The sequence below is a fragment of the Micromonospora sp. NPDC005215 genome (assembly GCF_040607915.1).
In the GTDB taxonomy this organism is placed as follows: domain Bacteria; phylum Actinomycetota; class Actinomycetes; order Mycobacteriales; family Micromonosporaceae; genus Micromonospora.
In genome coordinates this window covers 22,158-46,391 of sequence record NZ_JBEXHQ010000004.1, presented here as the reverse complement: position 1 = coordinate 46,391, position 24,234 = coordinate 22,158, and the positions used below count along the sequence as shown (strand labels likewise).

At 69.8% G+C, this 24,234-nt stretch carries 29 protein-coding genes, 1 other RNA gene and 2 pseudogenes; 19 read left to right on the top strand and 13 right to left on the bottom strand.

Going from position 1 to position 24,234, the window contains the following annotated elements:
* The first annotated feature begins 30 nt into the window (after positions 1 to 30).
* Positions 31 to 447, top strand: an RNA gene (gene rnpB, locus ABZU25_RS05155) — RNase P RNA component class A.
* Positions 448 to 651: 204 nt separating this feature from the next.
* Here rnpB and ABZU25_RS05150 read toward each other — a convergent pair.
* On the bottom strand, positions 652 to 990 hold the full coding sequence (locus ABZU25_RS05150) for a hypothetical protein (RefSeq protein WP_355028044.1): 339 nt from the start codon (positions 988 to 990) through the stop codon (positions 652 to 654).
* Positions 991 to 1,256: 266 nt separating this feature from the next.
* Between ABZU25_RS05150 and ABZU25_RS05145 the strand changes: the two genes are divergently transcribed.
* Entirely contained in the window at positions 1,257 to 1,490 is a 234-nt protein-coding gene (locus tag ABZU25_RS05145) for a hypothetical protein (RefSeq protein ID WP_355028043.1), read from the top strand.
* Positions 1,491 to 2,221: 731 nt separating this feature from the next.
* Here the strand turns inward: ABZU25_RS05145 and ABZU25_RS05140 are convergent.
* Together ABZU25_RS05140 and ABZU25_RS05135 are read right to left on the bottom strand one after the other, a co-directional pair.
* Positions 2,222 to 2,413: a DUF397 domain-containing protein gene (locus tag ABZU25_RS05140; protein WP_355028042.1), complete on the bottom strand. Its 192-nt coding sequence runs from the start codon at positions 2,411 to 2,413 to the stop codon at positions 2,222 to 2,224.
* Positions 2,400 to 3,206, bottom strand: a complete 807-nt coding sequence (locus ABZU25_RS05135; protein ID WP_355028041.1) for a helix-turn-helix transcriptional regulator — start codon at positions 3,204 to 3,206, stop codon at positions 2,400 to 2,402. Before ABZU25_RS05135 ends, ABZU25_RS05140 begins: the two co-directional genes overlap by 14 nt.
* A 403-nt stretch (positions 3,207 to 3,609) precedes the next feature.
* Between ABZU25_RS05135 and ABZU25_RS05130 the strand changes: the two genes are divergently transcribed.
* Positions 3,610 to 3,876, top strand: coding sequence for a hypothetical protein (locus ABZU25_RS05130; RefSeq protein ID WP_355028244.1), 267 nt, complete (start codon positions 3,610 to 3,612; stop codon positions 3,874 to 3,876).
* Positions 3,873 to 4,136 carry a hypothetical protein gene (locus ABZU25_RS05125; protein ID WP_355028040.1) on the top strand — a complete coding sequence of 88 codons (264 nt, stop codon included), beginning with the start codon at positions 3,873 to 3,875 and terminating at the stop codon, positions 4,134 to 4,136. The genes ABZU25_RS05130 and ABZU25_RS05125 overlap by 4 nt, the downstream gene beginning before the upstream one ends.
* An 83-nt stretch (positions 4,137 to 4,219) precedes the next feature.
* Here the strand turns inward: ABZU25_RS05125 and ABZU25_RS05120 are convergent, their stop codons facing one another.
* A complete protein-coding gene (locus ABZU25_RS05120) occupies positions 4,220 to 7,015 on the bottom strand; it encodes a TIM-barrel domain-containing protein (RefSeq protein WP_355028039.1) in 2,796 nt (931 codons plus the stop codon).
* A gap of 300 nt (positions 7,016 to 7,315) precedes the next feature.
* Between ABZU25_RS05120 and ABZU25_RS05115 the strand changes: the two genes are divergently transcribed.
* Complete coding sequence (locus tag ABZU25_RS05115) at positions 7,316 to 7,816, top strand: hypothetical protein (RefSeq protein ID WP_355028038.1); 501 nt, start codon at positions 7,316 to 7,318, stop codon at positions 7,814 to 7,816.
* 116 nt (positions 7,817 to 7,932) lie between these two features.
* A complete protein-coding gene (locus tag ABZU25_RS05110; RefSeq protein ID WP_355028037.1) occupies positions 7,933 to 8,571 on the top strand; it encodes an SAM-dependent methyltransferase in 639 nt (212 codons plus the stop codon).
* Positions 8,572 to 8,618: 47 nt separating this feature from the next.
* On the opposite strand, the gene ABZU25_RS05105 is transcribed toward ABZU25_RS05110, so the two are convergent.
* On the bottom strand, positions 8,619 to 9,269 hold the full coding sequence (locus ABZU25_RS05105) for a PhzF family phenazine biosynthesis protein (protein WP_355028243.1): 651 nt from the start codon (positions 9,267 to 9,269) through the stop codon (positions 8,619 to 8,621).
* 55 nt (positions 9,270 to 9,324) lie between these two features.
* Positions 9,325 to 9,669: a hypothetical protein gene (locus ABZU25_RS05100; RefSeq protein ID WP_355028036.1), complete on the bottom strand. Its 345-nt coding sequence runs from the start codon at positions 9,667 to 9,669 to the stop codon at positions 9,325 to 9,327.
* A 252-nt stretch (positions 9,670 to 9,921) separates the two neighbouring features.
* Here ABZU25_RS05100 and ABZU25_RS05095 point away from each other — a divergent pair, with 252 nt between their 5' ends.
* Positions 9,922 to 10,329, top strand: a complete 408-nt coding sequence (locus tag ABZU25_RS05095) for a hypothetical protein (protein WP_355028035.1) — start codon at positions 9,922 to 9,924, stop codon at positions 10,327 to 10,329.
* Positions 10,330 to 10,411: 82 nt separating this feature from the next.
* Here the strand turns inward: ABZU25_RS05095 and ABZU25_RS05090 are convergent.
* Positions 10,412 to 10,558 (bottom strand): annotated as a pseudogene (locus ABZU25_RS05090) (DUF397 domain-containing protein); the annotation flags it as partial.
* Positions 10,559 to 10,706: 148 nt separating this feature from the next.
* Here ABZU25_RS05090 and ABZU25_RS05085 point away from each other — a divergent pair.
* Together ABZU25_RS05085 and ABZU25_RS05080 are read left to right on the top strand one after the other, a co-directional pair.
* Positions 10,707 to 11,063 (top strand): hypothetical protein, encoded by a 357-nt coding sequence (locus ABZU25_RS05085; protein ID WP_355028034.1) that lies wholly within the window; start codon positions 10,707 to 10,709, stop codon positions 11,061 to 11,063.
* Positions 11,060 to 11,515 (top strand): MerR family transcriptional regulator, encoded by a 456-nt coding sequence (locus ABZU25_RS05080; protein WP_355028033.1) that lies wholly within the window; start codon positions 11,060 to 11,062, stop codon positions 11,513 to 11,515. The genes ABZU25_RS05085 and ABZU25_RS05080 overlap by 4 nt, the downstream gene beginning before the upstream one ends.
* 81 nt (positions 11,516 to 11,596) lie before the next feature.
* Here the strand turns inward: ABZU25_RS05080 and ABZU25_RS05075 are convergent, their stop codons facing one another.
* On the bottom strand, positions 11,597 to 12,508 hold the full coding sequence (locus ABZU25_RS05075) for an expansin EXLX1 family cellulose-binding protein (RefSeq protein WP_355028032.1): 912 nt from the start codon (positions 12,506 to 12,508) through the stop codon (positions 11,597 to 11,599).
* Between the two features lie 148 nt (positions 12,509 to 12,656).
* Here ABZU25_RS05075 and ABZU25_RS05070 point away from each other — a divergent pair, with 148 nt between their 5' ends.
* Positions 12,657 to 13,103: a DUF3592 domain-containing protein gene (locus ABZU25_RS05070; RefSeq protein ID WP_355028031.1), complete on the top strand. Its 447-nt coding sequence runs from the start codon at positions 12,657 to 12,659 to the stop codon at positions 13,101 to 13,103.
* Positions 13,104 to 13,353: 250 nt separating this feature from the next.
* On the opposite strand, the gene ABZU25_RS05065 is transcribed toward ABZU25_RS05070, so the two are convergent.
* A complete protein-coding gene (locus ABZU25_RS05065; protein WP_355028030.1) occupies positions 13,354 to 13,947 on the bottom strand; it encodes a TetR/AcrR family transcriptional regulator in 594 nt (197 codons plus the stop codon).
* Between the two features lie 109 nt (positions 13,948 to 14,056).
* On the opposite strand from ABZU25_RS05065, the gene ABZU25_RS05060 reads away from it, so the two are divergent.
* From ABZU25_RS05060 to ABZU25_RS05050, 3 genes are all read left to right on the top strand, one after another.
* Positions 14,057 to 14,905 carry an SDR family oxidoreductase gene (locus ABZU25_RS05060; protein WP_355028029.1) on the top strand — a complete coding sequence of 283 codons (849 nt, stop codon included), beginning with the start codon at positions 14,057 to 14,059 and terminating at the stop codon, positions 14,903 to 14,905.
* Between the two features lie 156 nt (positions 14,906 to 15,061).
* The gene (locus ABZU25_RS05055) at positions 15,062 to 16,288 is read left to right on the top strand and encodes an epoxide hydrolase family protein (RefSeq protein ID WP_355028028.1); all 1,227 of its coding nucleotides are present in this window, start codon (positions 15,062 to 15,064) and stop codon (positions 16,286 to 16,288) included.
* 6 nt (positions 16,289 to 16,294) lie between these two features.
* Complete coding sequence (locus ABZU25_RS05050; RefSeq protein ID WP_355028027.1) at positions 16,295 to 17,242, top strand: redoxin domain-containing protein; 948 nt, start codon at positions 16,295 to 16,297, stop codon at positions 17,240 to 17,242.
* Here ABZU25_RS05050 and ABZU25_RS05045 read toward each other — a convergent pair.
* Complete coding sequence (locus ABZU25_RS05045; protein ID WP_355028026.1) at positions 17,229 to 18,113, bottom strand: transglutaminase domain-containing protein; 885 nt, start codon at positions 18,111 to 18,113, stop codon at positions 17,229 to 17,231. The genes ABZU25_RS05050 and ABZU25_RS05045 overlap by 14 nt on opposite strands.
* A 66-nt stretch (positions 18,114 to 18,179) precedes the next feature.
* Here ABZU25_RS05045 and ABZU25_RS05040 point away from each other — a divergent pair, with 66 nt between their 5' ends.
* Entirely contained in the window at positions 18,180 to 18,767 is a 588-nt protein-coding gene (locus ABZU25_RS05040; RefSeq protein ID WP_355028025.1) for a GNAT family N-acetyltransferase, read from the top strand.
* 47 nt (positions 18,768 to 18,814) lie between these two features.
* On the opposite strand, the gene ABZU25_RS05035 is transcribed toward ABZU25_RS05040, so the two are convergent.
* The gene (locus tag ABZU25_RS05035; RefSeq protein WP_355028024.1) at positions 18,815 to 19,405 is read right to left on the bottom strand and encodes a GrpB family protein; all 591 of its coding nucleotides are present in this window, start codon (positions 19,403 to 19,405) and stop codon (positions 18,815 to 18,817) included.
* 109 nt (positions 19,406 to 19,514) lie between these two features.
* On the opposite strand from ABZU25_RS05035, the pseudogene ABZU25_RS05030 reads away from it, so the two are divergent.
* The 3 genes and pseudogenes from ABZU25_RS05030 to ABZU25_RS05020 form a co-directional block, all read left to right on the top strand.
* A pseudogene (locus tag ABZU25_RS05030) lies at positions 19,515 to 19,667 on the top strand (AraC family transcriptional regulator); the annotation flags it as partial.
* Positions 19,668 to 19,687: 20 nt separating this feature from the next.
* Entirely contained in the window at positions 19,688 to 20,020 is a 333-nt protein-coding gene (locus ABZU25_RS05025; RefSeq protein WP_355028023.1) for a helix-turn-helix transcriptional regulator, read from the top strand.
* The gene (locus tag ABZU25_RS05020; RefSeq protein ID WP_355028022.1) at positions 20,014 to 20,994 is read left to right on the top strand and encodes a hypothetical protein; all 981 of its coding nucleotides are present in this window, start codon (positions 20,014 to 20,016) and stop codon (positions 20,992 to 20,994) included. Before ABZU25_RS05025 ends, ABZU25_RS05020 begins: the two co-directional genes overlap by 7 nt.
* 10 nt (positions 20,995 to 21,004) lie before the next feature.
* Here the strand turns inward: ABZU25_RS05020 and ABZU25_RS05015 are convergent, their stop codons facing one another.
* Together ABZU25_RS05015 and ABZU25_RS05010 are read right to left on the bottom strand one after the other, a co-directional pair.
* Entirely contained in the window at positions 21,005 to 21,502 is a 498-nt protein-coding gene (locus ABZU25_RS05015; protein WP_355028021.1) for an NUDIX domain-containing protein, read from the bottom strand.
* Positions 21,503 to 21,560: 58 nt separating this feature from the next.
* A complete protein-coding gene (locus tag ABZU25_RS05010) occupies positions 21,561 to 22,835 on the bottom strand; it encodes a M48 family metallopeptidase (RefSeq protein WP_355028020.1) in 1,275 nt (424 codons plus the stop codon).
* A 198-nt stretch (positions 22,836 to 23,033) separates the two neighbouring features.
* Between ABZU25_RS05010 and ABZU25_RS05005 the strand changes: the two genes are divergently transcribed.
* Entirely contained in the window at positions 23,034 to 23,237 is a 204-nt protein-coding gene (locus ABZU25_RS05005; protein ID WP_082377299.1) for a hypothetical protein, read from the top strand.
* 82 nt (positions 23,238 to 23,319) lie between these two features.
* On the top strand, positions 23,320 to 24,111 hold the full coding sequence (locus tag ABZU25_RS05000) for a histone (protein WP_355028019.1): 792 nt from the start codon (positions 23,320 to 23,322) through the stop codon (positions 24,109 to 24,111).
* Positions 24,112 to 24,234 lie beyond the last annotated feature (123 nt).

The following is a 24,234-nucleotide window of genomic DNA, read 5'->3' as shown; positions in this document are numbered from 1 at the left end:
GCGGCGTCGTTAGGATGAGAGCGCGACGGACGAGTCGACCGGGCGGCCGCGTCGGCGGGCTTCGGCCCGCCGCCGAGGAACGTCCGGACTCCACAGGGCAGGGTGGTTGTTAACGGCAACCCGGGGCGACCCGCGGGACAGTGCCACAGAAAACAGACCGCCGCCCCCCAACGGGGACGGTAAGGGTGAAACGGTGGGGTAAGAGCCCACCAGCACCCCGGGTGACCGGGGTGGCTCGGTAAACCCCACCCGGAGCAAGGCCAAGCAAGGGCCGTCACCGCAAGATGACGACCCGGCGCAGACGCTTGAGGGCTGCCCGCCCGATGTCTGCGGGTAGGCCGCTAGAGCCTGCCGGCAACGGCAGGCCGAGATGGATGGCCGCCGCCGGCGCAAACCCCTCGGGGTACACGCCGCGCACAGAATCCGGCGTACAGGTCGACTCGTCCGTCGCCCACCAGCTCAGAGACCTGATCAAGGCTCTGAGCTGTTCCTATGCTCGGGTATCGATGGTCGTTCATGGTCAACATTGGGCGGCGTTTGACGCCCTGACGACGCCCTGACGCCCTGGAGACGCCCTGAGCGGTGCCTCAGCCAGCCTCCTGCCGGCTTGGCCATGGGCCAACGTGTAGGAGCGATTCGCCAGCGCTGTCACTACAGCTCGCGCCACTCTCCTGCCCGATCAGGGGCACCAGTTCGTACGGAGTCCTCGACAACCTGCCAGGCGCGTTCGAGGTTCAGAACGAAGTCCGCGGCGAACTCGACCGGGTCGTCCAGCACTAGTACTTCCGCATCCGTGCTCGCGGGCTCGTCGGCGGCCAGCAAGGACATGGCATCCTCGTCCGTCATCAGATGGACGACCGCCGCAGATCCCGTGAACCCGAGCGTGAGCACAGGGAATGCGGCACCGGCCCGCACTTCGAGGTAGCCGCGCCCCTGGGCACGCAGTTCATCGAACCGCTCAATAAGGCCAGCGATGTCCGACCGCTCCACCGGGGCGAACTTCCCTGACGTCGGAGACGTAGCACTCCACGAAATGTTCACCCGGCAACCCCCTTGACGATCACGAGGCTACGGCTTCGCAGCGCCGCCGTTCCCGGAGCAAGTCCAGACTGGGCGCGTCCCGACGTTGCTTCCGCGCCCGGTGACCCGGTGACAAGCCAGTCCCGGGGTTGGACTGGCGCGGCAGGCGGAAGCCCTGACGCACAACCAGGCCGACCCGCTCGCTTCCGTGGCGGCCTCCGTGATCCCATCGATGCATGGGATGGGACGAGCGCATGCCGGAGCTGCTGGCGCACCTGGGGGACATGGGACTGATCGGGCTCGTCAAGGTTGACGGCGAGCGGGAGCACAAGCCCTGGACGGTGGTGATCTCGGGCCAGCGATTCGACGGCGCGTCGATCAGAGTCGACGGAAACAGCCTTGAGTACTGCCTGAGCCATGCGGTCGACGCGCTTGGTCAGCGTTTCCCGGGTGAACTCGCTCTGGACTGAGGCCCGACCGTGGGCGTTGTCCCGGCGACTGTCGGTGGCTAACCGCCCCGGCGCCGTAGGCGGCCGGGCGGCTTGCCGCCGGCCGGGCTTGCCGCCCCGCACCGCGCGGAGCGCGGTGCGTTGATCCATAACAGAGAAAATCGGCAGTGGCGTGCTGAATTTACATGTTTAACGCGCGCAACTAGGCGTGTCGGGTCAGCTTGGGGCGTCACGTTCAAGGATTCCTTTGCATGCAGTCATGCCGGCGTTGGACCGAAGGTCAGCGAAGGAGGCGGTGGGCCTCGGGGTGGTCGCGGTCTTGGCCGCTTCGATGGTACGGATCGACGCAACGCGCGTTTCTGAGCAAGCGTACATATTTTCTGCGGTTGCCATCCTGAGGCTCCTGTCGAGGCCAAGGGGGCAAAGGCGGCGGAGTTGGCCCGTAGGGCAGCGTCGACGTAGCGGGGCGCGGATGCTTTCAGCCGGGGCCGGTGGAGGGCTTCGGCGCATCCCTCATCGCGGTGCCAGCGAGGGTGGCCCGGAAATTGCGATGGCACAACCTTGACGAGATTCAACACACCGGCCAGTCAAGACCGCCGATGATCCGTCGGGCAACCCTCCGGGCGGCCCGGCCTGCGACCGCTTTGGAGCCTGCTAGTGCACTTTAGAACTAAGCCAACCGGGTGTGTCAGCCCGAGGCATCGAACCCGCTCTCGAAATGGGGCGGGACGCTTTCATATGCCTTACGCCGGTCACAGCCGCTCGGCAACATGGGCGACGAACGCGGCCCAGGCGGCGGGGGTGAAGGTCAGTGCCGGCCCGGCGACGTCCTTCGAGTCGCGGACGGCCACAACGCCGGGCAGGTTGTCGGCAACCTCGACGCAGTTGCCGCCGCTCGCGCCGCTGCGGGTGGACTTGCGCCACCGGGCGTTACTGAGGTCCATGATGGCTCTCAACTTCCTTCAGCAGGTCGATGGACTGCCGGCGCGGTAGAGCTTCGTTTCTGACGCTCTCCCACCTTGCCTGCAGCGTAGCTACCTCATCGTCCTTGTCGATGACGTCCCCGCCAAGCTGGTTTTCGAGGTGGCCAACCCACACGCCCTCGCTGGACCGGGCCAGCGCGAACGGCCCAGACAGCCCGATGTGTAGGCCGCTGGCGATCGGGATGACGTGGACGTGCACGTGCGGAAGCTCGGCCATCGCGATCAGGTGGGCGACCTGCTGTGCCATGATCCCGCCGAGACCGTCGCCAGTACGCCGTATCGCTGCTTCGTCCAACACTGCGACAAACTGTGGCCGGCGCTCTCCGGTCAGGATCGCCTGCCGGTTCATGCGCGCCTCTACGCGCTGCTCGACCTCCTCATCGGTGAGGCTCTCGACTGTTCGCAGGACGCTGCGGGCGTAGTGCTCCACCTGTAGTAGCCCGGGAATCAGGTTGGGCTCGAAGTAGCGAAGTTGCGTTGCTCCGCGCTCCGCGTCCAGCCAGGGTAGGAACCACGACGGCGCGCCGAACTTCGTCGCCAGGCGCTCGAAGAGTCCGCCGTTGTTCAGAGCCCGGTCAGCGCCCTTGATGAAGTCCATCGTCAGCGCTCGGGTGCCGCTCTCCACGGCGCTGACGTGTGAGGCGCTGAAGCCTGCTGCCCGACCGAAGGACTCCTGCGTCATCCCGGACGCTCCACGAGCACGGCGGATCTCGCTCACGATGAAGTCCGCAAGGGGACTCGGCACGTCAGCCACTCAACGCTCCTCAAATCGGAGATCCACTACCCGAGGTGCCACATGCCTGGAGCTTGTTCCGCCAACTCCGGCCCGGACACCTGGAGCGCCTTCCGAGCGTAGCGGTCTCCACAGCAGAGTGTCACCAGGCGGCGCGGCTGGCAGGCCCACGAGATCCGGTGGTCGCGTTCGTAGCGGGGCCGCTCCCGACGGGCGAGCACTCATGGGAGCGGCCCCTTCCCAACGGCACCAAGGGGGAGACCGTGCCCGACGACAAGCCCGAGAAGCCCAAGCCGAAGCCGCCAAGCCCGCCGGCCGCGAACCCAGAGGCGTCGACTGCCCCGTGGGCGCACGGGATGATCTTCCGGCGTCCGGACGCGAACCGCGCTGCCGCGTACCCCTGGGGGTTGCGGTGATCGGCAAGATGAAGGCCGGCGACGTGATCTTCTTGACCACGGTGGCGAGCGTGCAGTTCCTCCGCCCGATCTTCGTGCGCGTCATCCGCGAGCTGCCCGAGCGGCACACGTACGACGGGTGGGTCTGGATTGAGGGGTACGAACTGAACGCGGCGGGCGACGCAGTGGCGCGGCGCGAGTTGTACGTGATGCGCGCGGGCGTGCGGTTGCAGGCCCTGCCCGTCGCACCGACCAGGCTGGCCAAACGTCGGCGGCGTCCGGTGCGGGTCGGATGACCGCGCGTCCTCGCCCACACCTGCCGATGCGGCCGGCGTGGCTGTGCCGCAACTGCGCCGCGCCATGGCCGTGCGGCCCGGCTCAGCTCACCCTCGTGGCGGAGTTCTACGGTCATTCGATCGCGCTGGCGTTCTACCTGGCCGCGTCGATGCAGGAAGCGATGGACGACGTGTACGGCCTGGGGATGCGTCCGGATCCGCCCGCGATGCACGCCAGGTTCCTCGGCTGGTTGTCGCGGGCCCGCCGGTCACACGGATAGCCGGCAGACGAACCGGCCGGGTGGGTTGCCCCACCCGGCCGGTGTCCGGATCCCTGGAAGCCAGCCCGCAAGGCTGGCGACCGTCAGTGCTTCTTGAACACGGGCATGGTGTCCAGCGTGGTGGTGATGTTCTGCGTGGTGCCGCCCCGGTACGTCTTCCCGGTGAAGATGTCGGTCCAGCTGTCGCCCGGCGGGAACCACACCGCCGTCGTGGCGGTGTTGCCGGGCGTCGTCACCGGTGCCACCAGGTAGTCCGGGCCGTAGAGGTACTCGGATCCGGCGGTGGCGTAGGCGGCCTGCTCATTCGGGTACGCCAGGTACATCGAGCGGACGATGGGCGTACCCGTGCGGGTGGCCTCCTTGGCGGCGGCGTAGGTGTACGGCAGCAGCTTCTCCCGCAGGTTTAGGAACTTCTTGGCCGACGCGTTCGCCGCCGGGCCGTACTGCCAGGGCAGCCGGTCGCTGTGGTTGGAGTGCAGCCGGTCGATGGGCTGGAACGTGCCGAACTGGACCCACCGGGCGTACAGGTCGTCGGGCAGCTTCGTGCTGCCTGGTTCGCTGCCCGGCTCCTTCAGGCCGCCGGTGTGCCCGCCGATGTCGTGGCTGACAGCGGCCAGCCCGGTCGCTGCCGACTCGCCCGGGGTGTAGCCGACCTCCATCTGGAGGGTCGACCAGTCGGAGGTGGTGTCGCCGGTGAAGTGCAGCGTGGTGCGCTTGTCGGCCCACGGGCCCGTCGACACCGGTGTCGGGCTGCCGTAGCCGCCGGCTTGCAATGAGCCGTACGCCCGGGAGAACGCGAAACCGGTCTTGTCGGCGTACTGCTTGTTGATCCAGGCGTCCGCGGTCACCCCGGCGAGGGAGGACTTCGTGTTGTCGCAGCACCAGTCCAACCACCAGAGGTCCGGACCCTTGGTGCCCTTGGGCAGCATCTCGTCGTGGAGCTGCAGGTACGCCTTGAGCTGGTCCGGGTCGCCGAAGTCGAACGCGTAGCAGTCGGGGCCGCCATTGCAGCCGACGCGCTGGAGCTTGCCCTTGGCGGTGGCCTGTGCCTGGGCGAACTTCGGGTCCGAGCCGAGGATGCTCGGGTGGATGTTGATGCCGGTGTGCAGGCCCTGCTTCCTGGCCCAGTCGAAGAACGCCTTCGGGTCGGGGATCCGGGTGGGGTCGATGCTCCAGCCGTTCCACTTGTCCGGCGCCTTGACGTCGGTGTCGAGAACAAGAACATCCATGGGTACGCCTTCGGCCTTGGCCCGGGTCACCAGGTTCTGGAACTCGGTGGCGGTGCGGTCGTAGTACTCGGAGTACCACACGCCGTACGCCCACTTGGGCAGCAGCTTCGTGGGTCCGGTCAGCGTCGACAGGTCCCGCAGCGCCCGGGTGAAGTCCTGGCCGTACGCGAAGACGTAGCCGTCCTGCTCCGGGGCGGGCCGGGGCTTGGTGGTGCTCAGCGCCGAGGCCGAGTCGTCGAGCAGGTACCAGCCGTCCTGGTAGAGCAGGCCCGGAGCGGTGAGCGCGGAACCTGTCACGCCGTCCAGGCCCCGGCGGTAGCCGCCGAGCGGCGCGTGCGGGGCGAGCAGCGGCGAGCCCTTGCTCGTGACGGCGACCGTGTCGACGTTGACGTTGCAACTGGCATCGGTGGGGCACCCAAGGGCCACGGTGTTGGTGCCCCGGTTGAGGTGGACCGGAACGGAAACGGTGTTCCAGTAGTCCCATCCGCTGGTCGGCGGAAGGGTCGCCGTGACCGGCGCGGCCGTTCCCGCCGTCACTGACATGGTGCGCGCCTGGCTCGGCTGGGCGCCGGCTTGGCCGTTGGCGTACCGGATCTGCACCTGGTAGTCGCCTGCGGCCGGAACATCCGTCACGGTGAGCGCGTCGGCGGACGTGGTGCTTTCCAGACCGGCCAGGAATCCCGTACCGGAAGCGCCGTTGTGGTCGTTCGCGGGCCTCGCGCCGCCGGTCAGCGCGCCGGTCTCGGCCTCGCCCAGCGTGCCGAACCGCAGGGGTTGCGGCTGGGGCGTGGCCGGCGCCGGGAACGAGTCACCCGCGTTGACCACCGCGAGGCTGTCGACGTTCACGTTGCCGGAGTCGTTGGGACCCCGTACGACGCTGATCTCGTGCCGGCCGGCGGTGAGGTCGACAGGCACGCTGGCCAGGCCCCAGGTGTCCCAGTTCGCGGTGGGCGGCAGCGTCAGCGTGCGGCCGGCATCGCCGTCGACCTGCACCGTCAGGGTGCGGGCCACGTTCTGGCCGTCGCCACCGGTGCTGTTGGCGTAGCGGACGGAGAGCTGCTTCGTGCCGGCTTCCGGCGCGTCGAGGGCGAACGTGACCGAGTCGCCGGACGACGCGAAACCGGCAGCGAAGCCGCGTCCGGTGTGTCCCTGGTGGTCGGTGGCCACGCCGGGACCGTTCAGCTGTAGCGACTCGGCCTCGCAGAGCGCGCCGAACGCGCAGGCCGGGGCGGTGTGGCCGGCCCAGGGCTGGCCCTGCACGAGCTGCTTACCGGTCTTGAGCTGGACTGTGAGGTTGTCGGCGGTGAACGCGCCCGAGCCGACCTGGTAGCGCAGCGTCATCGCACCGGTGTCGATGGTGAGCCAGCCGTGCTCGACGTGCTTGGTGAACCGCGTACGGGGGAAGTCGTCGCGCCCGATGGCGTTGAACGTGCCGGCGTCGGTGAACCTGCCGTCCTTCTGGTACTCGGTGCGGATCAGGGTCGGGGACAGCACCTCGAAACGTGCGTTGCCGGACCGTACGGCTGCGTCCTGGGCCTTGTTGGACCTGGCCTGCGCCGGCCCGGCTGGAGCGAGCGCCAGCCCCGTGATGAGAATGCCGGCCGCGGCGGCTGCCGTCGCGCGGCGACGCGGTGAGTTCCGATAGAGCAAGATGCGCTCCTCGTCTCATATGGAGGAAATGAGTCGATGACAACGCTGTCACTCACCGGAAACACATGTCAACGGGCCTCCGAGGGTGTCCCTTCTCTCTTTCCCCGGCCGTCGTACTCGTTCCGGCAGGCACCGCTGCGCGGGGTCACGACGACGGGTCGGTGCGTTAGCGGAAGGTGAGTAAACTGCCGCACACCGCCATTTCAGAGGTACGAGCTTCAGGCTCACCGGCCACGGCGGATTCAAGGCGACGGTGGCTGCGTAAGAACTCTGCACCGGTACGACGAGCACGACGACCTGGTGCGGGCCAATCCGGAAGCCCTGGCGGTGCTGCATCGTCTCGCTCAGGCCCGCCTGCAAGGTTGTGCCGGTCCCGAGTTGGTGCGGCAGTTGCAGGACACGCTCGCCTTCGCGGGGTACACGTTCTGGGCCTCGATCAGCCTGGATTTCACCGATGAGCATTACCACCTGGGCTGCTCACACTGCGCGACCCGGCTGGCGATCGTGATCGGCGACTACGGCCGCTACTCGGCGGTCCGCGACCACGATGACGGCGACATCCACCGGGTTCCGCTCGCTCCCTCGAAGCCCGCGGACCTGACGCGGATCGGTGGGTGGATGCACGGCATTGCCGCCACGGGCGGCGACACGACTCTCGCGAACGGTCTCACCTACCTTTTCGGCCGGGTCACCTGCAGCAGGTGTGGCAGCAGGTTCGACCTTGCCGAATGGCTGGAGGCCGAGTATGGTCCCGGCCAACCCGTCGACCCGATCGTTCCCCGGACCGATCGCTCAGCCTGACCGGGTGGCATCCCGGAGGCCGATCTGCGCTCTCCGTCGCCGCCGCACGTTGGCCCGCCCGGCACAGCGGCCCGCCCGGCACAGCGGCCCGCCCACCGGGTGGCAGCATGGCTTCGGTGACCGCCGCTACCGACTGGCACGCCTGGCACCTGCCGTACGACGACGACACGTCGCCGCTGTCGCGGCGGCTTCGGCTGGTGCAGCAGCACATCAGCGACTGGCTTGACCGACGGTCGGACTCCTCGCTCCGGGTCGTCAGCGTCTGCGCGGGACAAGGGTGTGACCTCATCGGCGCTCTCGCGCCGCGGCCGGACGCTGATCGGGTACGCGCGGAGCTGATCGAGTACGACCCTCGCAACGTGGCTGCCGCCCGGATGGGCATCGCCGCCGCCAGGCTCACCGGGTTCACCGCCACCGAAGCCGATGCGGGCGACTTCGCCGCGTACCGGACGGCCGCCCCTGCCGATCTGGTCGTTCTCGCCGGGGTGCTGGGCAACATCAGTGCGGGAGACGTGCGGTCAACTGTCGACGCCCTGCCTCGGCTGTGCGCTGCCGGTGCCACGGTGATCTGGACCAGGACCCGCCGCGCCCCCGATCTCACCCCGGCCATACGCGGCTGGTTCGCCGCCGCCGGTTTCACCGAGGAGGCCTTTCACGCACCGGCCGACGTGCTGTTCTCGGTCGGCGTTCATCGGTTTGACGGACAACCGCAGCAGGCGCCACCGAGCGGCAGAATATTCGCGTTCGCCGCGTGAGGCTTACGTGGGCCGCGCCTGACGTGGGCGCTTCCCCGGTAGCTCGTTCAGAGGGGGCGGGTGTCCTCAAGGATGACCCGGCCGCCAACCTCGACGGTGTCGTGCGGACCTGGTCGGGTCAGGATCTGCGATCCCTTGCCCTGCGTGATGTCCAGCGCCCGGCGCAGCTCGGCGGTGAGCACGATCGCGGACGCTCCGGTGGCCTCATCCTCGACGATGGCGTCGCCCCGGCGGGGAAATCCCCTGGTACGCACCCGACCGGCGGCTCGGTCCTGCCACGCCCACGCGTACAGCCACCCGTCACCGGGCGGCGGACCCGGCAGCGCGTCGACCTCCTCGGCCGAGGCGTACTGCTGCATGCGCCTGCCGGGCGCCCACTGCGCGCGACCCCTGATCCAGGTGAACTCGCCGTCCTGCCAGGTTGGCACCGGACCCGCCGGCGGGTGCAGGAGTGCCGGCCCGGCCCGGAGCCGACTCAGCAACCAGGACGTGCCCACCAGGGGGTGCCCGGCAAACGGCAGCCGCACGCTCGGTGTGTGGATGTCGACGACCCCGGTGCCGGCGTCATCGACGAAGACGGTCTCGCTGAAGCCCAACCGCGCGGCCACGGCCTGGCGGTCCCGCCCGCCGGCCACGCCAGGGCCGTCAAGAACAACGCCAAGCTGATTCCCGTACCGACCGCCGGGACCGCAGAACACCCGAAGTACGTGGAGATCTGTCACAAACGATGCTATCCACAGCAGTTTTTCGGCCCTACACCCGCCGCCATCGAGGCGCGGCGCGCCGCATGATGTGCCGTTCCCCGTTGTCGGTCATGGAGTGCAACATGCCGGCGGCGAGCGGGATGAGCCGGGCAAGGCCGGGTTGCTTGTTGCGCCGGGCCAGTTCCGGTCCGAGCCTGGTCATCAGCCGGGTGAGCGCCGGCAGGGGGCGGATGAAAAGCGTGATCTCGCTGATCAGGCCATCCGCGTCCAGGCGTAGACGCTGCGCTTCACACAGACGCCGGCCGTCGGCCTGGGCCTCGTAGAACAGCGCCACGGTACGGCCCTCGGCGACCTGGTCGGTGTAGGTGATGCCGTCGATCGTGGCCAGGGCCACCTCGAGCAGGTCGCGTACCTGTTGGCGACCATGGAAGGTGAACTGCTCGGTGATCGGCGAGAGCAGTGTGACAGCGGGGCTGAGAGCCGTCGGACCAACCGCCTCCCCCGGCGGAGTGAGTCCCCCGCGCGGCGACCTGGCGGCCAGGAGCCTGGGACCTCAGGGACCGACCTCCCACCCGAGCTGACCACGCGCGTGGCGCAAGCACCACGAGTACGCTGTCGAGGTTGCCTGAGCACGTCGGAGGACGCGGTGAGTTGGGACGTTCTCATCTTCGCCGCCCCGACCCACGCCAGGTCGGTTGACCAGATTCCGCAGGACTTCGATCCGCTGCCGTTGGGCACCGGACCGGATATCAGGCGGTGTCTACGGGAAAACTTCCCGGATCTCGACCTCGCGGATCCTGCGTGGGGCCGGCTGGTCGGCCCGACCTGGAGCATCGAGTTCAACATCGGGTCGGACGATCCGGTGAATTCGATCATGTTGTACGTGCGTGGCGGCGGCGACGACGTTCTGGCCGTTGTCGCGCGGATCGTCGCCGCGATCGGCGGTCGCGCCCTCGACATCTCGACCGGCGAGTTCCTGACCGGCGAATCCACTCAGACCGTTGGCTGGCACGGCTTCCAGCAGTACCGGGACCAGATCCTCTGCCGCAGCTGACGTCAGTCACCGGCCGATATCGCGACGGCTTCGTGGCGCCCACCCCGGCCCTGGCACGGGCGCTGCCGCACGTCGGCCTCCGTTACCGCCGCTCCGACACCTCAGCGACGAACGCGCGCCAGGCGGTCGGACCGAAGGTTAGAGCCGGGCCGGCGGGGTCCTTGCTGTCTCGAACGACGATGACGTCGCGCAGGTTGTCGGCGACCTCGACGCAGTTGCCTCCCGACGCGACGCGCGAGGCTGGTCGGTGCGGACACCGAAGCTCAACCGCTACCCGCGTTGGGACGAGGTCGCGGCGGTCGTGCTCGCCGACGCCCCCGCAACGGCCCGTCGGGGGCTTGCATCTGATACCCGGGTACAGGCTTACCGTCGAGGGTATGAGTGACCGCCACATCACGATGGACGACGCCTGGGTGCCGGATGCCTGCACCCTCTCGACGGCTGAACGGCCGCTGCGGCTCGCCGAGTTCGATCAGCTCTTCACCGATGCTGTGCGGGGCCTTGACCGGATGTCTGCGCAGCATCTGCGGTTGCATCTCGCCGGTGGTGCGCAGGTCGAGGAGATGGCGCGGGACCTGACGGCCCGAGAGTCGTCCTGCTGCTCGTTCTTCACCTTCGGCCTCTCCCGGTCGGACCTCGACTCGCTCTCGCTGGACGTCCGGGTACCGGCGGCCTACGTCGACGTGCTCGACGCCCTCGCCGAGCGGGCCGTGTCTCTCTGGACCCAGAGTTGACCGGGTCGGGCCTGCGCAGCGGTCAACTGGCCGATGCGGCAGGAGTCAACCAGCAGACGCTGCGCTACTACGAGCGCCGGGGCCTGCTCGACTCGCCGCAGCGTTCGCCGGGTGGGCACCGGCTCTACCCGGCCGAGACGGTCACCCTGCTGCGAGTCATCAAGACCGCGCAACGTCTGGGCTTCACCCTCAACGAGGTTGCCGACCTGCTCGACGCCGGCCGACACCAGCACAGGGGTCGATCCGACACCGGCCTTCAGGCACGCGCCAGCGAGAAGCTCATCGAGGTCGAGCAGAGGTTGGCGGACCTGACCGTCATCCGCGACACCCTGCGGGACGCCATCTCGGCCGGCTGTGACGACCTGGTCGCCTGCGCCGAAAGCACCTGTTGCCCCCTGCCCTTCACTGAACCGCCCCGCCGCCTCTCGTACCGCTTCCAGGCCCCCACCTGAACTGCACCGTGAGGGGTGCCTTCGGGTGGTCGTCGGCGCCCCGTCGTCAGCGGCACGGCGGGTCGGCGTCGGTGGGGTGGGTCAGCAGCGGGGGGCGTTGAGCGGTGCGGCACCGACGAGCGCTTCGACGGTCGCCGTTGGTGCCACCGATTCGGACGGGGTCGGCGAGGGCGCGATGCTGGGGGACGGCGGGGCCGAGGGTGACCTGCTGGGCGTGGGGGCGGCGAGTGAGGCCGTGCTGCGCTGGACCTGCTTCGTGACCATCCGGATGGTGGTGGCGGTCGCCTGGCGTCCGTACACGTCGGTGACCCTGATGCTGTAGGGCCCGGGGCCGAGCCCGCCCTCGACGGTCCAGTAGTTGTCGCTCTGGAGTGCCGCCTTGCGGAAGCCGCCGCCGGGCCCCTGCGCCTCGACCGAGCGGAGCGGGTTGCCGTGGTTGCCGACCTGCACCGCGAACCAGTAATGCGAGGTGCCGCCCTTCATCCGGAAGGTGAGCCCGCCGTCGAGCGGCGGGTTCACCACCGCCCGGTACGTCACCTGCGCGATGCCCTGCGCCCGGTCGGCAATCTTGGCGAACGCCTCGTCGGAGAGGTCGATCTTGCCGGACCCGCACCCGCCGCACTGATCCATCACCATGACCCGGACGGTGCCCTTCGGGCCGGTCACGTCCAGGTAGCTGCCGCAGGCCGCGGCCCCGGAGTATGCCGACGAGCCGACGGCCACGTAGAGCCGGTCCGCCGGTGGGCTCGGGAAGGAGCAGTTGCCGCCCGAGCGGCCGGCGTCGTAGAAGCTGGCCTTTGCCTTGTGGACGGTGTTTCCCGTCGGTGGCGCGGCGCAGGCCGGGGTGGCGCCGCCGCGGACGGCGAGGGTGATGCCGAGTACGGCGGCCAGGGCGGTGACCCCGGCGCCGGCCAACCAGTGTCGGACCCGCCGACTCATCCGGGGCGTGCTGGCCGGGGTGTCGTTCTCGGGGTCCGTGTCTGGTGCCGTCACGGCGCCTGATGTTGCCGCACCAGGCTGCGGCTACGCAAAGGCGGTTACTCGCCGGGTCGGCGGGAGCGCAGCCGATTGAGGGGCGGTGACAGCGAGGCCGCAGTAGGAGTGGTCAGCCGCATTGTCGCCGCCTTCTAGAGTTTCGGCCATGAAGCGTCGACGGCCGAGCCGCACCTTCCTGCGGGTGTTCTCGGCGTTCTGTCTCGTCTTCGTGATCACGCTGACGGCGCTCTCCACCTGGTCGCTCGTCGACGAGCGCCGAGGATCGGAGGCGGACGCCAGGGTGCTCGACGTCGAGCACCGAGGGGAGCGGACCTTCGTGACAGTGCAGTTCAGCACGAGCCGTGGCGAGGTCTGCGAGGCGCGCTTTCGGGTGGCAGTCGACGCGAACCGGTCCGTGACCACCGGCGAGCGCGTCCGCGTAAATCATGCCAGGAGCGCACCCTGCCTCAGGGTGCGGGAGGTCGGCGATCACTCTGGGTGGTACATCATCCTCATCGCGGTAGTCCTACTGATTGCCTTCGGCATTCTGGCCTATGTCGCATGGCGCCGGCCGCGACCGCCGCTCCTCCTTCGCTACGCCGGCATGCCTTGAGGCGTTGCACGGCCCAGGGCCGAGCCCGCCCTCATTGGTCCACCAGTTGTCGGGGCGCCGGTGCGGTGGGTCGCCGAGCTGCCGTTCGCCTGACCTCGGTGCCGTCTCGCTCAGTCCACGCCGAGGATGTCGAGGCGTGGATCGCCGCCAGGCGCGGGACCTTCTTGGTCCACTCGGGTTCAAGAAAGGCGGGGTGTCCGGTGGCCCGGGATGGCCCGGTTTCAAGGAAGCCGAGTGGACCAAGCGGTTCTCAGGGGCGGAGGCGCAACCCCTCCAGGGCGGTGGTGACGACGCGGTCGGCGTACTCGGTGGTGAGCGGTCCGCTGCGTTGCAGCCATCGGCTGAACAACGGTCCCCAGATCAGGTCCACCGCGACGTCGAGGTCGATGTCCTCGGCCAGTTGCCCGGCCTGTTGGGCGCTGCGCAGGCGCTGCCGTTTGGCCTCCTTCAACGGCCCGTCCAGGCGTTCGGCGTAGGCCGCCGCCAACTCGGGGTCGAGCGCGATCTCGGTGGCCAGCGCGCGCATCGGCTGCTCGTACCGCGGATCGTTCATCTCCTCGACCGTGGCGCGGAGCACCAGTGTCAGGTCGGCCGCCAGGTCGCCGGTGTCCGGCAGGGCCGGCGGTCCACCCTCGGTGGTCTCGCTGAGCATGAGGAAGGCGTCGAAGATGACAGCGCCCTTGGACGGCCACCAGCGGTAGATGGTCTGTTTGCCGACGCCGGCGCGTGCGGCGATGCCCTCGATGCTGACCTTCGCGTAGCCGACCTCCTGGAGCAGGTCGAAGGCCGCGGTGAGGATGGCGCGGCGGGAGGTCTCTCTCCGACGGGCCGTGTTGGGGGTCATGGGCGCCACGATATCAGTGACGAGACGAACCGTCTCGTCTTGACGGCAGGAGTGAAGCGGCCTAATCTCCTCTCCATGACGAGACGGACCGTCTCGTCTCGCTTCAGGGATGGAGACTGCCATGCGTACCTGGTTCATCACCGGCGCCAGCCGCGGCCTGGGCCGCGCCTTTGCCGACGCGGCGCTCGACCGTGGGGACCGGGTGGTCGCCGCCGCCCGGACCGTCACCCGCGACGACTTCGACGGGCGGCACGGTGACCGGCTGCTGGCTCTGACCCTCGACGTGACCGACCGGGCGGCGGTCTTCGCCGCCGTGGCCGCCGCCGTCGAGCACTTCGGACAGCTCGACATTGTCGTCAACAACGCCGGCACCCTGTCCATGGGAATGGTCGAAGAGTTCACCGAGTCGCAGGCGCGAGCCCAGTTCGAGGTCAACCTCTTCGGCGCACTGTGGGTCAGTCAGGCCGTGCTGCCCCACCTGCGCGCCCAACGCTCCGGCCACATCGTGCAGGTGTCCAGCATCGCCGCGCTCGGCGGCTTTCCGAGCACCGGCATGTACAGCGCGAGCAAGTTCGCCCTGGAGGGCATGAGCGAGGCCCTCGCGATGGAGGCGGCAGCCTTCGACATCAAGCTCAGCATCGTGCAGCCGGGCGGATACTGGACCGACCTCTACACCAGCTTGAGCGCCACCACTCCGATGGAGGCCTACGCACCGCTCCGCGCCGAACTGGAGCGGCAGTGGGCGGAGGGGTCGATCGACAGCGAACCTCGACTGGCCGCCGAGGCGTTGCTGCGCCTGGTCGACAGCGACGACCCGCCGCTGCGGCTCCTGCTCGGGAGCATGGTGTACGACCTGGCGTTCGACGTCTCCCGCCGGCGAATGGACACCTGGGCGGGCTGGGAGCAGGTCAGCCGGGCCGCCGAGCACGCGGTGGCCGCCCCCGGGGTGGACCAGTGAGGGCTGCTCGTAATCGCCACGAGCCCGGGGCGTGGCGTTCTAGGCTCCGAGATATGGCGGCGGCGTGCCCATCTCGAAATGGCACACAAGTCCGGGCAGTGCCTTCACCCAATGATTCCCCTCACGAGGCGCAAACCTAGACGGAGAGGAACACGCATGGCTGTCAAAACCAAGACGCGTCCCGGCACCACGGAGATTCGACCGTTCTCGGTCGACATTCCCCAGGCGGACCTGGACGACCTGAAACGGCGCATCGCGGCCACCCGCTGGCCGGACAAGGAAACGGTTGACGACCAGTCGCAGGGCGTGCCACTCGCGACGATCCAGGCCGTCGCCCGCTATTGGGAAAAGGAGTACGACTGGCGCAAGGTCGAGGCGCGACTGAATTCCGTACCGCAGTTCATGACCACCATCGACGGTGTCGACATCCACTTCATCCACGTGCGCTCGAAGCACGAGGACGCGCTGCCGCTCATCGTCACCCACGGGTGGCCCGGTTCGATCATCGAGCAGCTGAAGATCATCGAGCCGCTGACCGACCCCACCGCACACGGCGGCAGCCCGTCGGACGCCTTCCACCTCGTGATCCCGTCGTTGCCGGGACACGGCTTCTCCGGCAAGCCGACGGCGTCGGGATGGGACCCGGCGAAGATCGCGACCGCCTGGACCGAGCTGATGAAGCGTCTCGGCTACTCGCGGTTCGTCGCGCAGGGCGGCGACTGGGGCGCGGTCGTCGTGGACCAGATGGGCCTCCAGGCGCCGCCGGAGTTGCTGGGCATCCACACCAGCATGCCCGGTGCGGTCCCACCCGAGATCGACCTGTTGTTCCAGGGCGACACCACCGGCGCGAACAACGCCATGGGCTCGCTGCCATCCGGCCTGTCCGACGACGAGATGCGCGCGGCCGAGGAGGTCAACTACGTCTGGAAGCACGTCGCGTACGCCCTCATGATGGCGACGCGTCCACAGACGCTGACCGGGTTGGCGGATTCTCCGATCGGCCTGGCGTCCTTCCTGCTCGACCACGACGCGAAGAGCCTGGCCCTGATCGCGCAGGTCTTCGACGGGGCCAAAGCGGGCCTCACCCGCGACGACATCCTGGACAACATCTCGCTCTACTGGTTGACGAACACCGGGGTCTCCGCGTCCCGGCTGTACGCGGAGAACAAACTGTCGTTCTTCGCCGCCAAGGGCGTGACCATCCCGGTCGCCGTGAGCGTCTTTCCCGACGAGCTGTACGAGGCGCCGCAGAGCTGGGCCGAGCAGGCGTACTCGAACCTCATCTACTACAACAAGCTCGACGTGGGCGGGCACTTCGCGGCCTGGGAACAGCCGAAGATCTTCACCGAGGAGCTTCGTACCGCCTTCCGGTCGCTGCGCTAGGTGGCCATGTTCGGGCGTGCGCACCTGCCCCCGCTCGACGGGGCGGCCGAGTGGCTCAACTCCGAGCCACTCGGCCCCGCCGATCTGGGTGGGCGGGTCGTCCTGGTGAACTTCTGGACGCTGACGTGCATCAACTGGCTGCGCCAGGAGCCGTACGTCCGGGCCTGGTCGCAGGCCTACCGCGACGACGGGCTGGTCGTCGTCGGAGTGCACACGCCGGAGTTCTCGTTCGAGCACGAGGCCGACTGGGTGCGCCGGGCGGTCGCGGCCCGATCGATCGACTACCCGGTCGCTGTCGACAACGACTACGCGATCTGGCGCGCCTTCGACAACCAGTACTGGCCGGCGCTGTACTTCGTCGACACCGGCGGGGTCATCCGGGACGAGCACTTCGGGGAGGGGCGCTACGAGCAGTCCGAACGGGTTCTCCAGCAACTGCTCGGCATCGAGCGCGACCCCGTACCCGTGCGGGGTCTCGGCCCGGAGGCGGAGGCCGACCGGGGCAACCTGCGGACGCCCGAGACGTACCTCGGTTTCCGCCGGGGCGAACACTTCGCGTCGCCCAACGGCGCCGCGCTCGACGAGCGCCGCGCCTACGACCTTCCGGAAAGCCTGGGCCTCAACCAGTGGGCCCTGGCGGGGGAGTGGACGATCGGAGCGGAGAACGTCGCGCTCGACCGGGCCGGCGGCGGCATCGCCTTCCGGTTCCACGCCCGCGACGCGCATCTCGTGCTGGCCCCCGGTGCGGGACACTCGATCCCGTTCCGGGTGCTGCTCGACGGCGCGGCCCCCGGCCCGTCGCACGGCGTCGACGTCGACGAAGACGGCAACGGCGTGCTCCAGGACGGTCGGCTCCACCAGCTCGTCCGGCAGGACGGCCCGGTCCGCGAGCGGACCCTGGAGGTCACGTTCGGTGAGCCCGGCGCCGAGGCGTACGCCTTCACCTTCGGCTGACGCGCAGATCGACAGTGCTCACCGTGTTCGAGACCGGTGACAAGCTGCGCACCTGGGCGCCGGGACGCAGGCGGCTGTCGGTGGCGTACCGGTCGGCGAGCGCCTTCTCCGCGGTCTCGTCGCCGTCATCGGCTTCGAGCAGCAGAGCGGCGATCTCGTCGGCGAGCGTGAGGTCGGCGTTGGCGAGGTCGTCGGTCATCGCGCCGAAGCGGTCCCACAGCAGCAGCTCGTCCTTCTGCCGGTGGGCCAGCTCGAGCAGGACCAAGTCGTAGATGAACCACGCGCCGCGGACCGACATGCCGGGGGCCACGCCGTAGACCTCCGGATCGATCGCCCCGGCCCGGTACGCCGACCACACCCGCGCCGCCGAGTCGAAGAGCCCGGCCCCGGGATCGATGTCACAGCCGTCGAACCCCCAGTCGCCAGCCGGGTCGAGTTCCGGGTCCGCCCAGACCCAGCGGTGGCCGTCCCAGTACTCGATCAGTACGTGATCATGATGCCAGCCGGGGGTGAGGTAGGAGGCGAAGCCGACCCGGCTGCGGCTGGGAATGCCGTGCTGACGAAGGATCGCGATCGACAGCAGCGTGTGGTCCCGGCAGCAGCCGGCCACCCGTTCGGCGGTCGGACGCCCGGTCGTCAGGGGCACCGGAAATCGGGACTGATCGGTGTCGAGGATGCGGTCCACCCAGCGGGAGTTCACCTCCTCCAGCCGGTCGTCGGGCAGCTCGACGCCGCCGGCCCGGTAGTGCACGATCACGTTGCGGACGGTCGCCGCCACGGTGCGGATGTCGGTCGCCACGGCGTCGAGAAGTCCGCGGTGCCGACCGGGGTCGCTGTAGGGGGAGTGTCTCCGGTAGTCGTCGAGGTCCATGGGACGAGTTTCCGGTCCGCCACCGTGTCAGGGTCAAGGCGCTTTTTCCGGATAGTGTCGGCTGCTGTGACAACGCCCGAGGCCACCATCGCCACCCCAGCGGACCGCGACGCGGCGGTCGGTTCGCTGGTCGCCGCTTTCGTCAAGGATCCCGTGCTGCGGTACCTCTTCCCCGACGACGACACCTATCCTCCTTACGCCGCCGCCTTCTTCGGGCGCCTCTTCGACAAGCGGGTACACCTGTCGTCGATCTGGACGATCGGTGGGGGCGCGTCGGTGGCGCTCTGGGACCCGCCGGCCGGGCAGCCGGCTGCCAAGCCGGCTGCCGGGCGTGGGTCGCCGAAGGGTGCTCCTTTCCCGGCCGATGTGCTGGCCCGGGTGCAGGGCTACGACGACGCCGTGCACGCCGCGCTGCCGACGTTCCCGTTCTGGTACCTCGGTGTCCTGGGCACCCACCCCGACAGCGCCGGACGCGGTTGGGGACGCGCCGTCATGGGGGCCGGGCTGGCTCGTGCCGCCGCCGACGGACTGCCGGCGATCCTGGAGACCAGCAACCCGGCGAACCGCGAGTTGTACCGCCGCGCCGGCTGGGAGGTGGTGGGCTCCCTGTCGGAGCCCGTGCCCACCTGGATCATGCAGCGGCCGCCCCGCTGAGAAGTCACGGTTGACGGCGACTCGCGGCCCCGCTCCGCTGGCTGGCGTCAAGCGGCGAAGATGCGCGCGTAGATCTCGTCGATGACGGCGTTCTTCGCCAGGCCGTAGTCACGGGGTCGGTGCGCGGTCTCTCGCGCGAGGCGGCGCTTTGTCGCGGCGTACCGCTCCCGGTCGTGCGGATGCGAGCGCAGCCAGTCCCGGAAGAGACGGTGCCGGACGGGTTCCGGCGCACCCTGCGGCCAGACGTGCAGGTTGACGTCCTCGGCGGGGCTGAGCAGCATCCGGTGCCCGTGCCACCACGGCTCCCGCAGGACGAGCCGGTAGCCGAGCCCTTCCAGCGCGGAAAGGTAGCCGGACTCCTCGGCGGTGTCCTCGATGACGAGGTCGACGTCGATGACGGGCTTGGCCGCGAGCTGCGGCACGGCCGTGGACCCGACGTGTTCCACTCCGATGACCAGACCACCAAGCGCCAGGGCGATTGACGAGCGGACGGCGATGAACCGCTGTGCCCAGGCCGGGTCGTACTCCTCGATGACGATGGACTCCCACGTCCGTGGCGGCTGGCCCACCAGGCCGGCGTCGACCTGTTCGGGGGTGCCGTGGAAGCGCTGCACAACGTCCTGCGGATACTCGGCCACGACCAACCTCCCGACGAAGCAAAGTCCGCCAGGATACGGCAGGACGAGCGGTGCGGCCCCACCCGACCGTTGCGGGCACGGGATGTCGGGTGGGCCACCGGTCCTGCCGCTGTGGCGCGACGTGTTCACCAAGTGGTTTCCGTCCAACCCGTACCGCAGCCGACCTGGACCGGAGATCTCCCGGGTGCGGGTGTCCGCGGCCGGCACCGAGGCGGACGCCGAGCTGTGGATTCCCGTCGAACGGGTACCTACCCCTATGTAGAGTTCCGATACAGTGGTCCGATGCGGATCACCATTCCGGTCGCGAAGGTGCTCGCGGCACTGCTCGCCGAACCTGAGGCGCAGCGCTACGGGCTGGACCTGATGCGATTGACCGGCCTGCCCAGCGGCACCCTCTACCCGGTGCTGCACCGCCTGAGCGCGGCCGGCTGGCTGGCCGCCGACTGGGAGGCGATCGACCCGGTCGCGGCCGGCCGGCCGGCCCGCCGCTACTACCGGCTGACCGCCGTCGGGGTGGCGCAGGCCCGGCCGGCGCTCGCCGACCTGCGCGCCGCGATCCCCGACGGTCGTCCCTCGTGGGGCGGCACCGAGCCCACCGGAGCGCCAGCGTGGTGACCCGCCGGGCCGCCGAGCTGCTGCTGGAGATGGCCGTACGCCGCTGGCCGGCCGACATCCGCGACGACCTGCGCCGCGAGTGGGCCGCCGAGTTGCACGTGCTCGCCGAGAGCGGTCACCGGACGAAGATGCTCGGCTTCGCGGTGAGCCTCGCCGTCAGCCGGGCCGGCGCCCCGCTCGTCGACCGCAGCCTGATGCGCGGTCGGGTCGGCCCCACCGCCGCCGCGTTGCTGCTGTCCCCACTCGCCTGCGTCGGGATCGTGGTCGTCAGTGCGTTCGTCTTCATCCCGATCGAGCGCATGCTCGCCGCGAGCTGGTCCGAGCGGGCGCAGAGACCGCTCTGGGCGGCGTTCACCGTCGGGTTGGCGCTGCTGCTTGCGGTGTTCGCCGCGCGCTGGGCCCGGCACACCGCACTCGACGGCCCGCTCCGCATCGCGCTCGGCGTGGTGCTCCCCGTCGGGGCGGCCGCCGTCGTGTTCCTGTACGTCCTCCAGCCGGACGAGCTGGCCGCCACCCTGCCCGGTCTGCTGCTCTGGTTGGCCGGTCTGACGCTCGCCCTCTGGGCCGCCGCGAGCCTTGCCGCCCGGGGTCGACTCCGCGCAGCCTGGTGGGTTGGCGTCCTCGGCGCACTCGCCGCCGCCGACCTCGCGGTGATTCTCGCCGTTGTCGACGCGATTTCGGCGGGCGATCGCGCTGGCCCGGTCATCGGTCCGACGCCAGTGGACAGCATCGACCGGATCTCCGCGCCGCTGTGGCTCCTCGCCGCCTGGACAGACTGGAACATCGGCCTACCCCGACCCACGATTGCATGGGAGATCTTCGGAATCATCAGCAACCGGGTGCCGTTGGAACCCATGCTCTACCTGGCCTGCACGCCGTACGCGCTCGTGTACGCCATCCGGGCGGCGCGGTCCGGGCCCTCCGCGCCGGTCGCCCTTGCGCCGGCTCCGATACCGAAGGCGTCGTCGGTCTGATCCGCGCGGCTCAGTCGGGCACGTCGTCCCACGTCATGCCCGGCTCCAGGTAGCCGGCCGACTGGTTGTCGCGCAGGGCGTAGGCGATGACAAGCAGGGCGTGCTTGTCCAGCTCGGGCAGCCGGTCCAACGGGAACCACCGCACGGCCAGCGACTCGTCGTCGTTGACCCGGGCGGTGCCGGCCACCACCCGGCACAGGAAGCCCAGGTTCAGGTATTCGCACTGATCCCCATTGGGGTACGTGTGCGGGTGCGAGACGGCACTGGACATCCGTACCGGCGCGACGTCCAGACCCGTCTCCTCGCGGACCTCGCGGACCAGCGCCGTGGCCGGCTGCTCGCCCGGCTCGACGAAACCGCTGATCACCGACCAGCGGCCGTCGTCGGCACGCTGGCCGAGCAGCAGCTCACCGGCGTCGTTGCGGACGACGGCGCTGACGCTCGGCAGCCAGAGCAGGTCGTGACCGACGTGCTTGCGCATGCCCACGATGTAGTCCGGTGTTCCCATCCGGCGATCATAGGCACGAGCCCACGGGCCAGCGCCGTCCCGTCAGGCCACGTCGGGCTCAGGCCGACCAGCTGACGGTACGGCGGAAGCGCTCGTACTCCCGGGCGAGTTCGGCGTCGATCCGTTCCATGCGGGCCTCGGTGAGGACCACCGAGGGGTCCTGCCACGGTCGGTCGGTGAGCATCCGGCGGCGCAGTCCGGTCGGCGGGTGGGCGGCGAACAGGGACGCCTCGTCGCGGACCGACAGTTGGCGCAGCAGCGGCAGCCGATGGGCGTTCGCGGCGCGGGCCTCGGCCAACGCCGAACGCCACCGGTCCGGGCCGTGCCCGGCCCGGGTTTCCCGGCGTACCGCCAGCGCCATCGACTCGGCGCTGAGCAGGGCGTCGAGCAGTTCGGTCGCGCCGGCCGAGCCGGCCACCCGGGCGCAGAGTTCGTCGGCGAGGTACTCGGCCCGTTGGCTGTCCCGCAGCGCCACGCTCACCAACAGCAGGTGTGCGACGAACAGCAGCCGGGACATCACCCACTGGAACCCTCGACCCAGTGCGTCACCCACCATCTCCACCAGTCCACCACCGACGACGGTCTGCACCGGCCGGAACAGGTCCGCGGCGGAGCCGAGCATGGTGAACGCGGGCTGTGTGAGCAGGCCCCGGCGCGGGTCACCGTTGACGAAGTGGCCCAACTCGTGGCCGAGCAACGCCACCCGCTCGCCGGCGGTGAGCGAACCCCACAACGGCAGTCCGAGGCAGAGCACCTTCCGACGCCGCAGGCCGACTGCACCCGCGTACGCGTTGATCTCACTGTCGACGCCGACCACGTCCGGCGTCGGCGCCCCGATCGCGGTGGACACCTCGCCGATCAGGGCGAACAGCTCCGGTGCCCGGTCCCGGGTGAGCACCTCCAGGTCCGGGTCGAGCCGGCCGAAGCGGGGCCGCAGCGCGACCGCCAGACCGACCATCGCGACACCAGGCAGGATCGCGAGGCCGGGGAACGGGAACGCCACGATCAGCCACACGCCGGTGACCGCGAGCGCGAGCACCGCCGCGACGAGCACCAGGGACGCCAGCGCGGTCAGCGTTCGGGCGCGATTGGACCCGTTCGCGCCCAGCGGCCGCCCGGCCAACTGGGTGAACTGCCGCGTGGTCGTCCGGAACGCCATCCGGTAGGTCCACCGGTCGACCCAGGTCCAGCCGAATTCGCGGTCGCGTCGCACCGGGTCGTACGTGTCCAGATTCCACTCGCAACGGGGGCACCAGGGCACCGCGTCGCGTACCGACTCCGTCGTGGCCCCACACCCCGGGCACGCCCCCGTACCGGCCATCGTGTTGATCACGGGGACGATCCTGCACCAGGCCCGCCGTACGCCGGAACTGGCCGTTCAGCCGACGGTCGGCGGCGGAGGAAAGTGTCCCAGCCTGGGCTTCTTTCGGTGTTTCGGCCCGACGAACGCAATGCATATCTACTGTGGAGAGGGTCGGCGACTTGTGCGATCCGGTGGCGGCCTGCCGGTTCGCGGTGCACAGTGATTCCCATGAGCGACAGCGGACGTGGTGGGCAGTTCTACTGGTGCACCCGGCATCACCGGGTCGAGACGGACGCCGACGTGTGTCCGGCGAAGCACGTTCTCGGCCCGTACAACTCGGCGGCCGACGCGGAGAACGCCCTGCAACGAGTGCAGGAGCGCAACGAGGCGTGGGATGCCGAGGACGCTCGTTGGGCCGGGGAGGACAAGTAGACGGCGCGGGACGCCCCGCGCCGAGGCATTTCGTGCTCCGCGAGGACGCACGCGAGAGCACGTCCCCAAGGAGGGAACCACGATGGCCGAAGCACAGCAGGCCACCACCCGCCCGACCGTCCGGCGCACCACCGCGAAGAAGACCGCCGCGGCGGAGCGGAACACGGCAGCGAGCCGGACCACCCCCGTGCGCAAGTCCACAGCGGGTGCGGCGGCGGCGAAGGCTCCAGCCAGGAAGGCTGCCGGCGGCGCGGGGCGCGCCCCGGCGAAGAAGACCACCACGGCGGCGAAGAAGGCCCCGGCGAAGAAGACCGCGACGAAGACCAGCGTGGCAGCCAGGAAGGCCCCGGCGAAGACCTCGACCGCCACCCGCAAGGCTGCGGCGAAGAAGGCCCCCGCGAAGAAGACCACCGCGGCCACGGCGACGGGTACGGCGAAGAAGACCACGAGCGCCGCGAAGAAGACGACCAGCGCCGCGAAGAAGACCACGAGCGCCGCGAAGAAGACCACGGCGTCGGCGGCGAAGCGGACCACCGCCGCGGCGAAGGCGCCCGGTCGCAAGGCCGCGACCAAGGCGTCCGCGGTGAAGAAGACCACCGCCAAGAAGGCCCCGGCGAAGAAGACCGCTTCCACCCGCCCGAGCGGCGGCGCCCGCAAGGCCGCGGCGAAGAAGGCGCCGGCCGCGAAGGCGACCGGCACGTCGTCGACCACCGCCCGCAAGGCGGCGGCGAAGAAGGCCCCGGCGAAGAAGACCACCGCGGCCAAGGCGCCGGCCCGCAAGGTGACCGCCCGCAAGTCGCCGGCCCGCCCGGTCGCCGCCCGAGCCACCACCCCCCGGGGTACGCGCAGCACCGCCCGGAAGGCGACCGGCTGAGCGCAGGCCGCCTCGGCCCGGCACCGGCTCGTCCGACGGAGCTGCCGTGGCAGGCGCGGCGGACCACCCAGGCTCGTCTGACGGCCGTGGCTGGCGTGGTGGACCATTACGTCGCCCCCGAGG

Excerpts from the sequence above, each read along its gene's own strand:
- ABZU25_RS05145 (WP_355028043.1), top strand. The coding sequence starts at position 1,257 with ATGGGATGGGACGAGCGCATGCCGGAGCTGCTGGCGCACCTGGGGGAC.
- ABZU25_RS05140 (WP_355028042.1), bottom strand. The coding sequence starts at position 2,413 with ATGGACCTCAGTAACGCCCGGTGGCGCAAGTCCACCCGCAGCGGCGCG.
- ABZU25_RS05130 (WP_355028244.1), top strand. The coding sequence starts at position 3,610 with ATGAAGGCCGGCGACGTGATCTTCTTGACCACGGTGGCGAGCGTGCAG.
- ABZU25_RS05125 (WP_355028040.1), top strand. The coding sequence starts at position 3,873 with ATGACCGCGCGTCCTCGCCCACACCTGCCGATGCGGCCGGCGTGGCTG.
- ABZU25_RS05085 (WP_355028034.1), top strand. The coding sequence starts at position 10,707 with ATGAGTGACCGCCACATCACGATGGACGACGCCTGGGTGCCGGATGCC.
- ABZU25_RS05070 (WP_355028031.1), top strand. The coding sequence starts at position 12,657 with ATGAAGCGTCGACGGCCGAGCCGCACCTTCCTGCGGGTGTTCTCGGCG.
- ABZU25_RS05065 (WP_355028030.1), bottom strand. The coding sequence starts at position 13,947 with ATGACCCCCAACACGGCCCGTCGGAGAGAGACCTCCCGCCGCGCCATC.
- ABZU25_RS05060 (WP_355028029.1), top strand. The coding sequence starts at position 14,057 with ATGGAGACTGCCATGCGTACCTGGTTCATCACCGGCGCCAGCCGCGGC.
- ABZU25_RS05055 (WP_355028028.1), top strand. The coding sequence starts at position 15,062 with ATGGCTGTCAAAACCAAGACGCGTCCCGGCACCACGGAGATTCGACCG.
- ABZU25_RS05050 (WP_355028027.1), top strand. The coding sequence starts at position 16,295 with ATGTTCGGGCGTGCGCACCTGCCCCCGCTCGACGGGGCGGCCGAGTGG.
- ABZU25_RS05045 (WP_355028026.1), bottom strand. The coding sequence starts at position 18,113 with ATGGACCTCGACGACTACCGGAGACACTCCCCCTACAGCGACCCCGGT.
- ABZU25_RS05025 (WP_355028023.1), top strand. The coding sequence starts at position 19,688 with ATGCGGATCACCATTCCGGTCGCGAAGGTGCTCGCGGCACTGCTCGCC.
- ABZU25_RS05015 (WP_355028021.1), bottom strand. The coding sequence starts at position 21,502 with ATGGGAACACCGGACTACATCGTGGGCATGCGCAAGCACGTCGGTCAC.
- ABZU25_RS05005 (WP_082377299.1), top strand. The coding sequence starts at position 23,034 with ATGAGCGACAGCGGACGTGGTGGGCAGTTCTACTGGTGCACCCGGCAT.
- ABZU25_RS05000 (WP_355028019.1), top strand. The coding sequence starts at position 23,320 with ATGGCCGAAGCACAGCAGGCCACCACCCGCCCGACCGTCCGGCGCACC.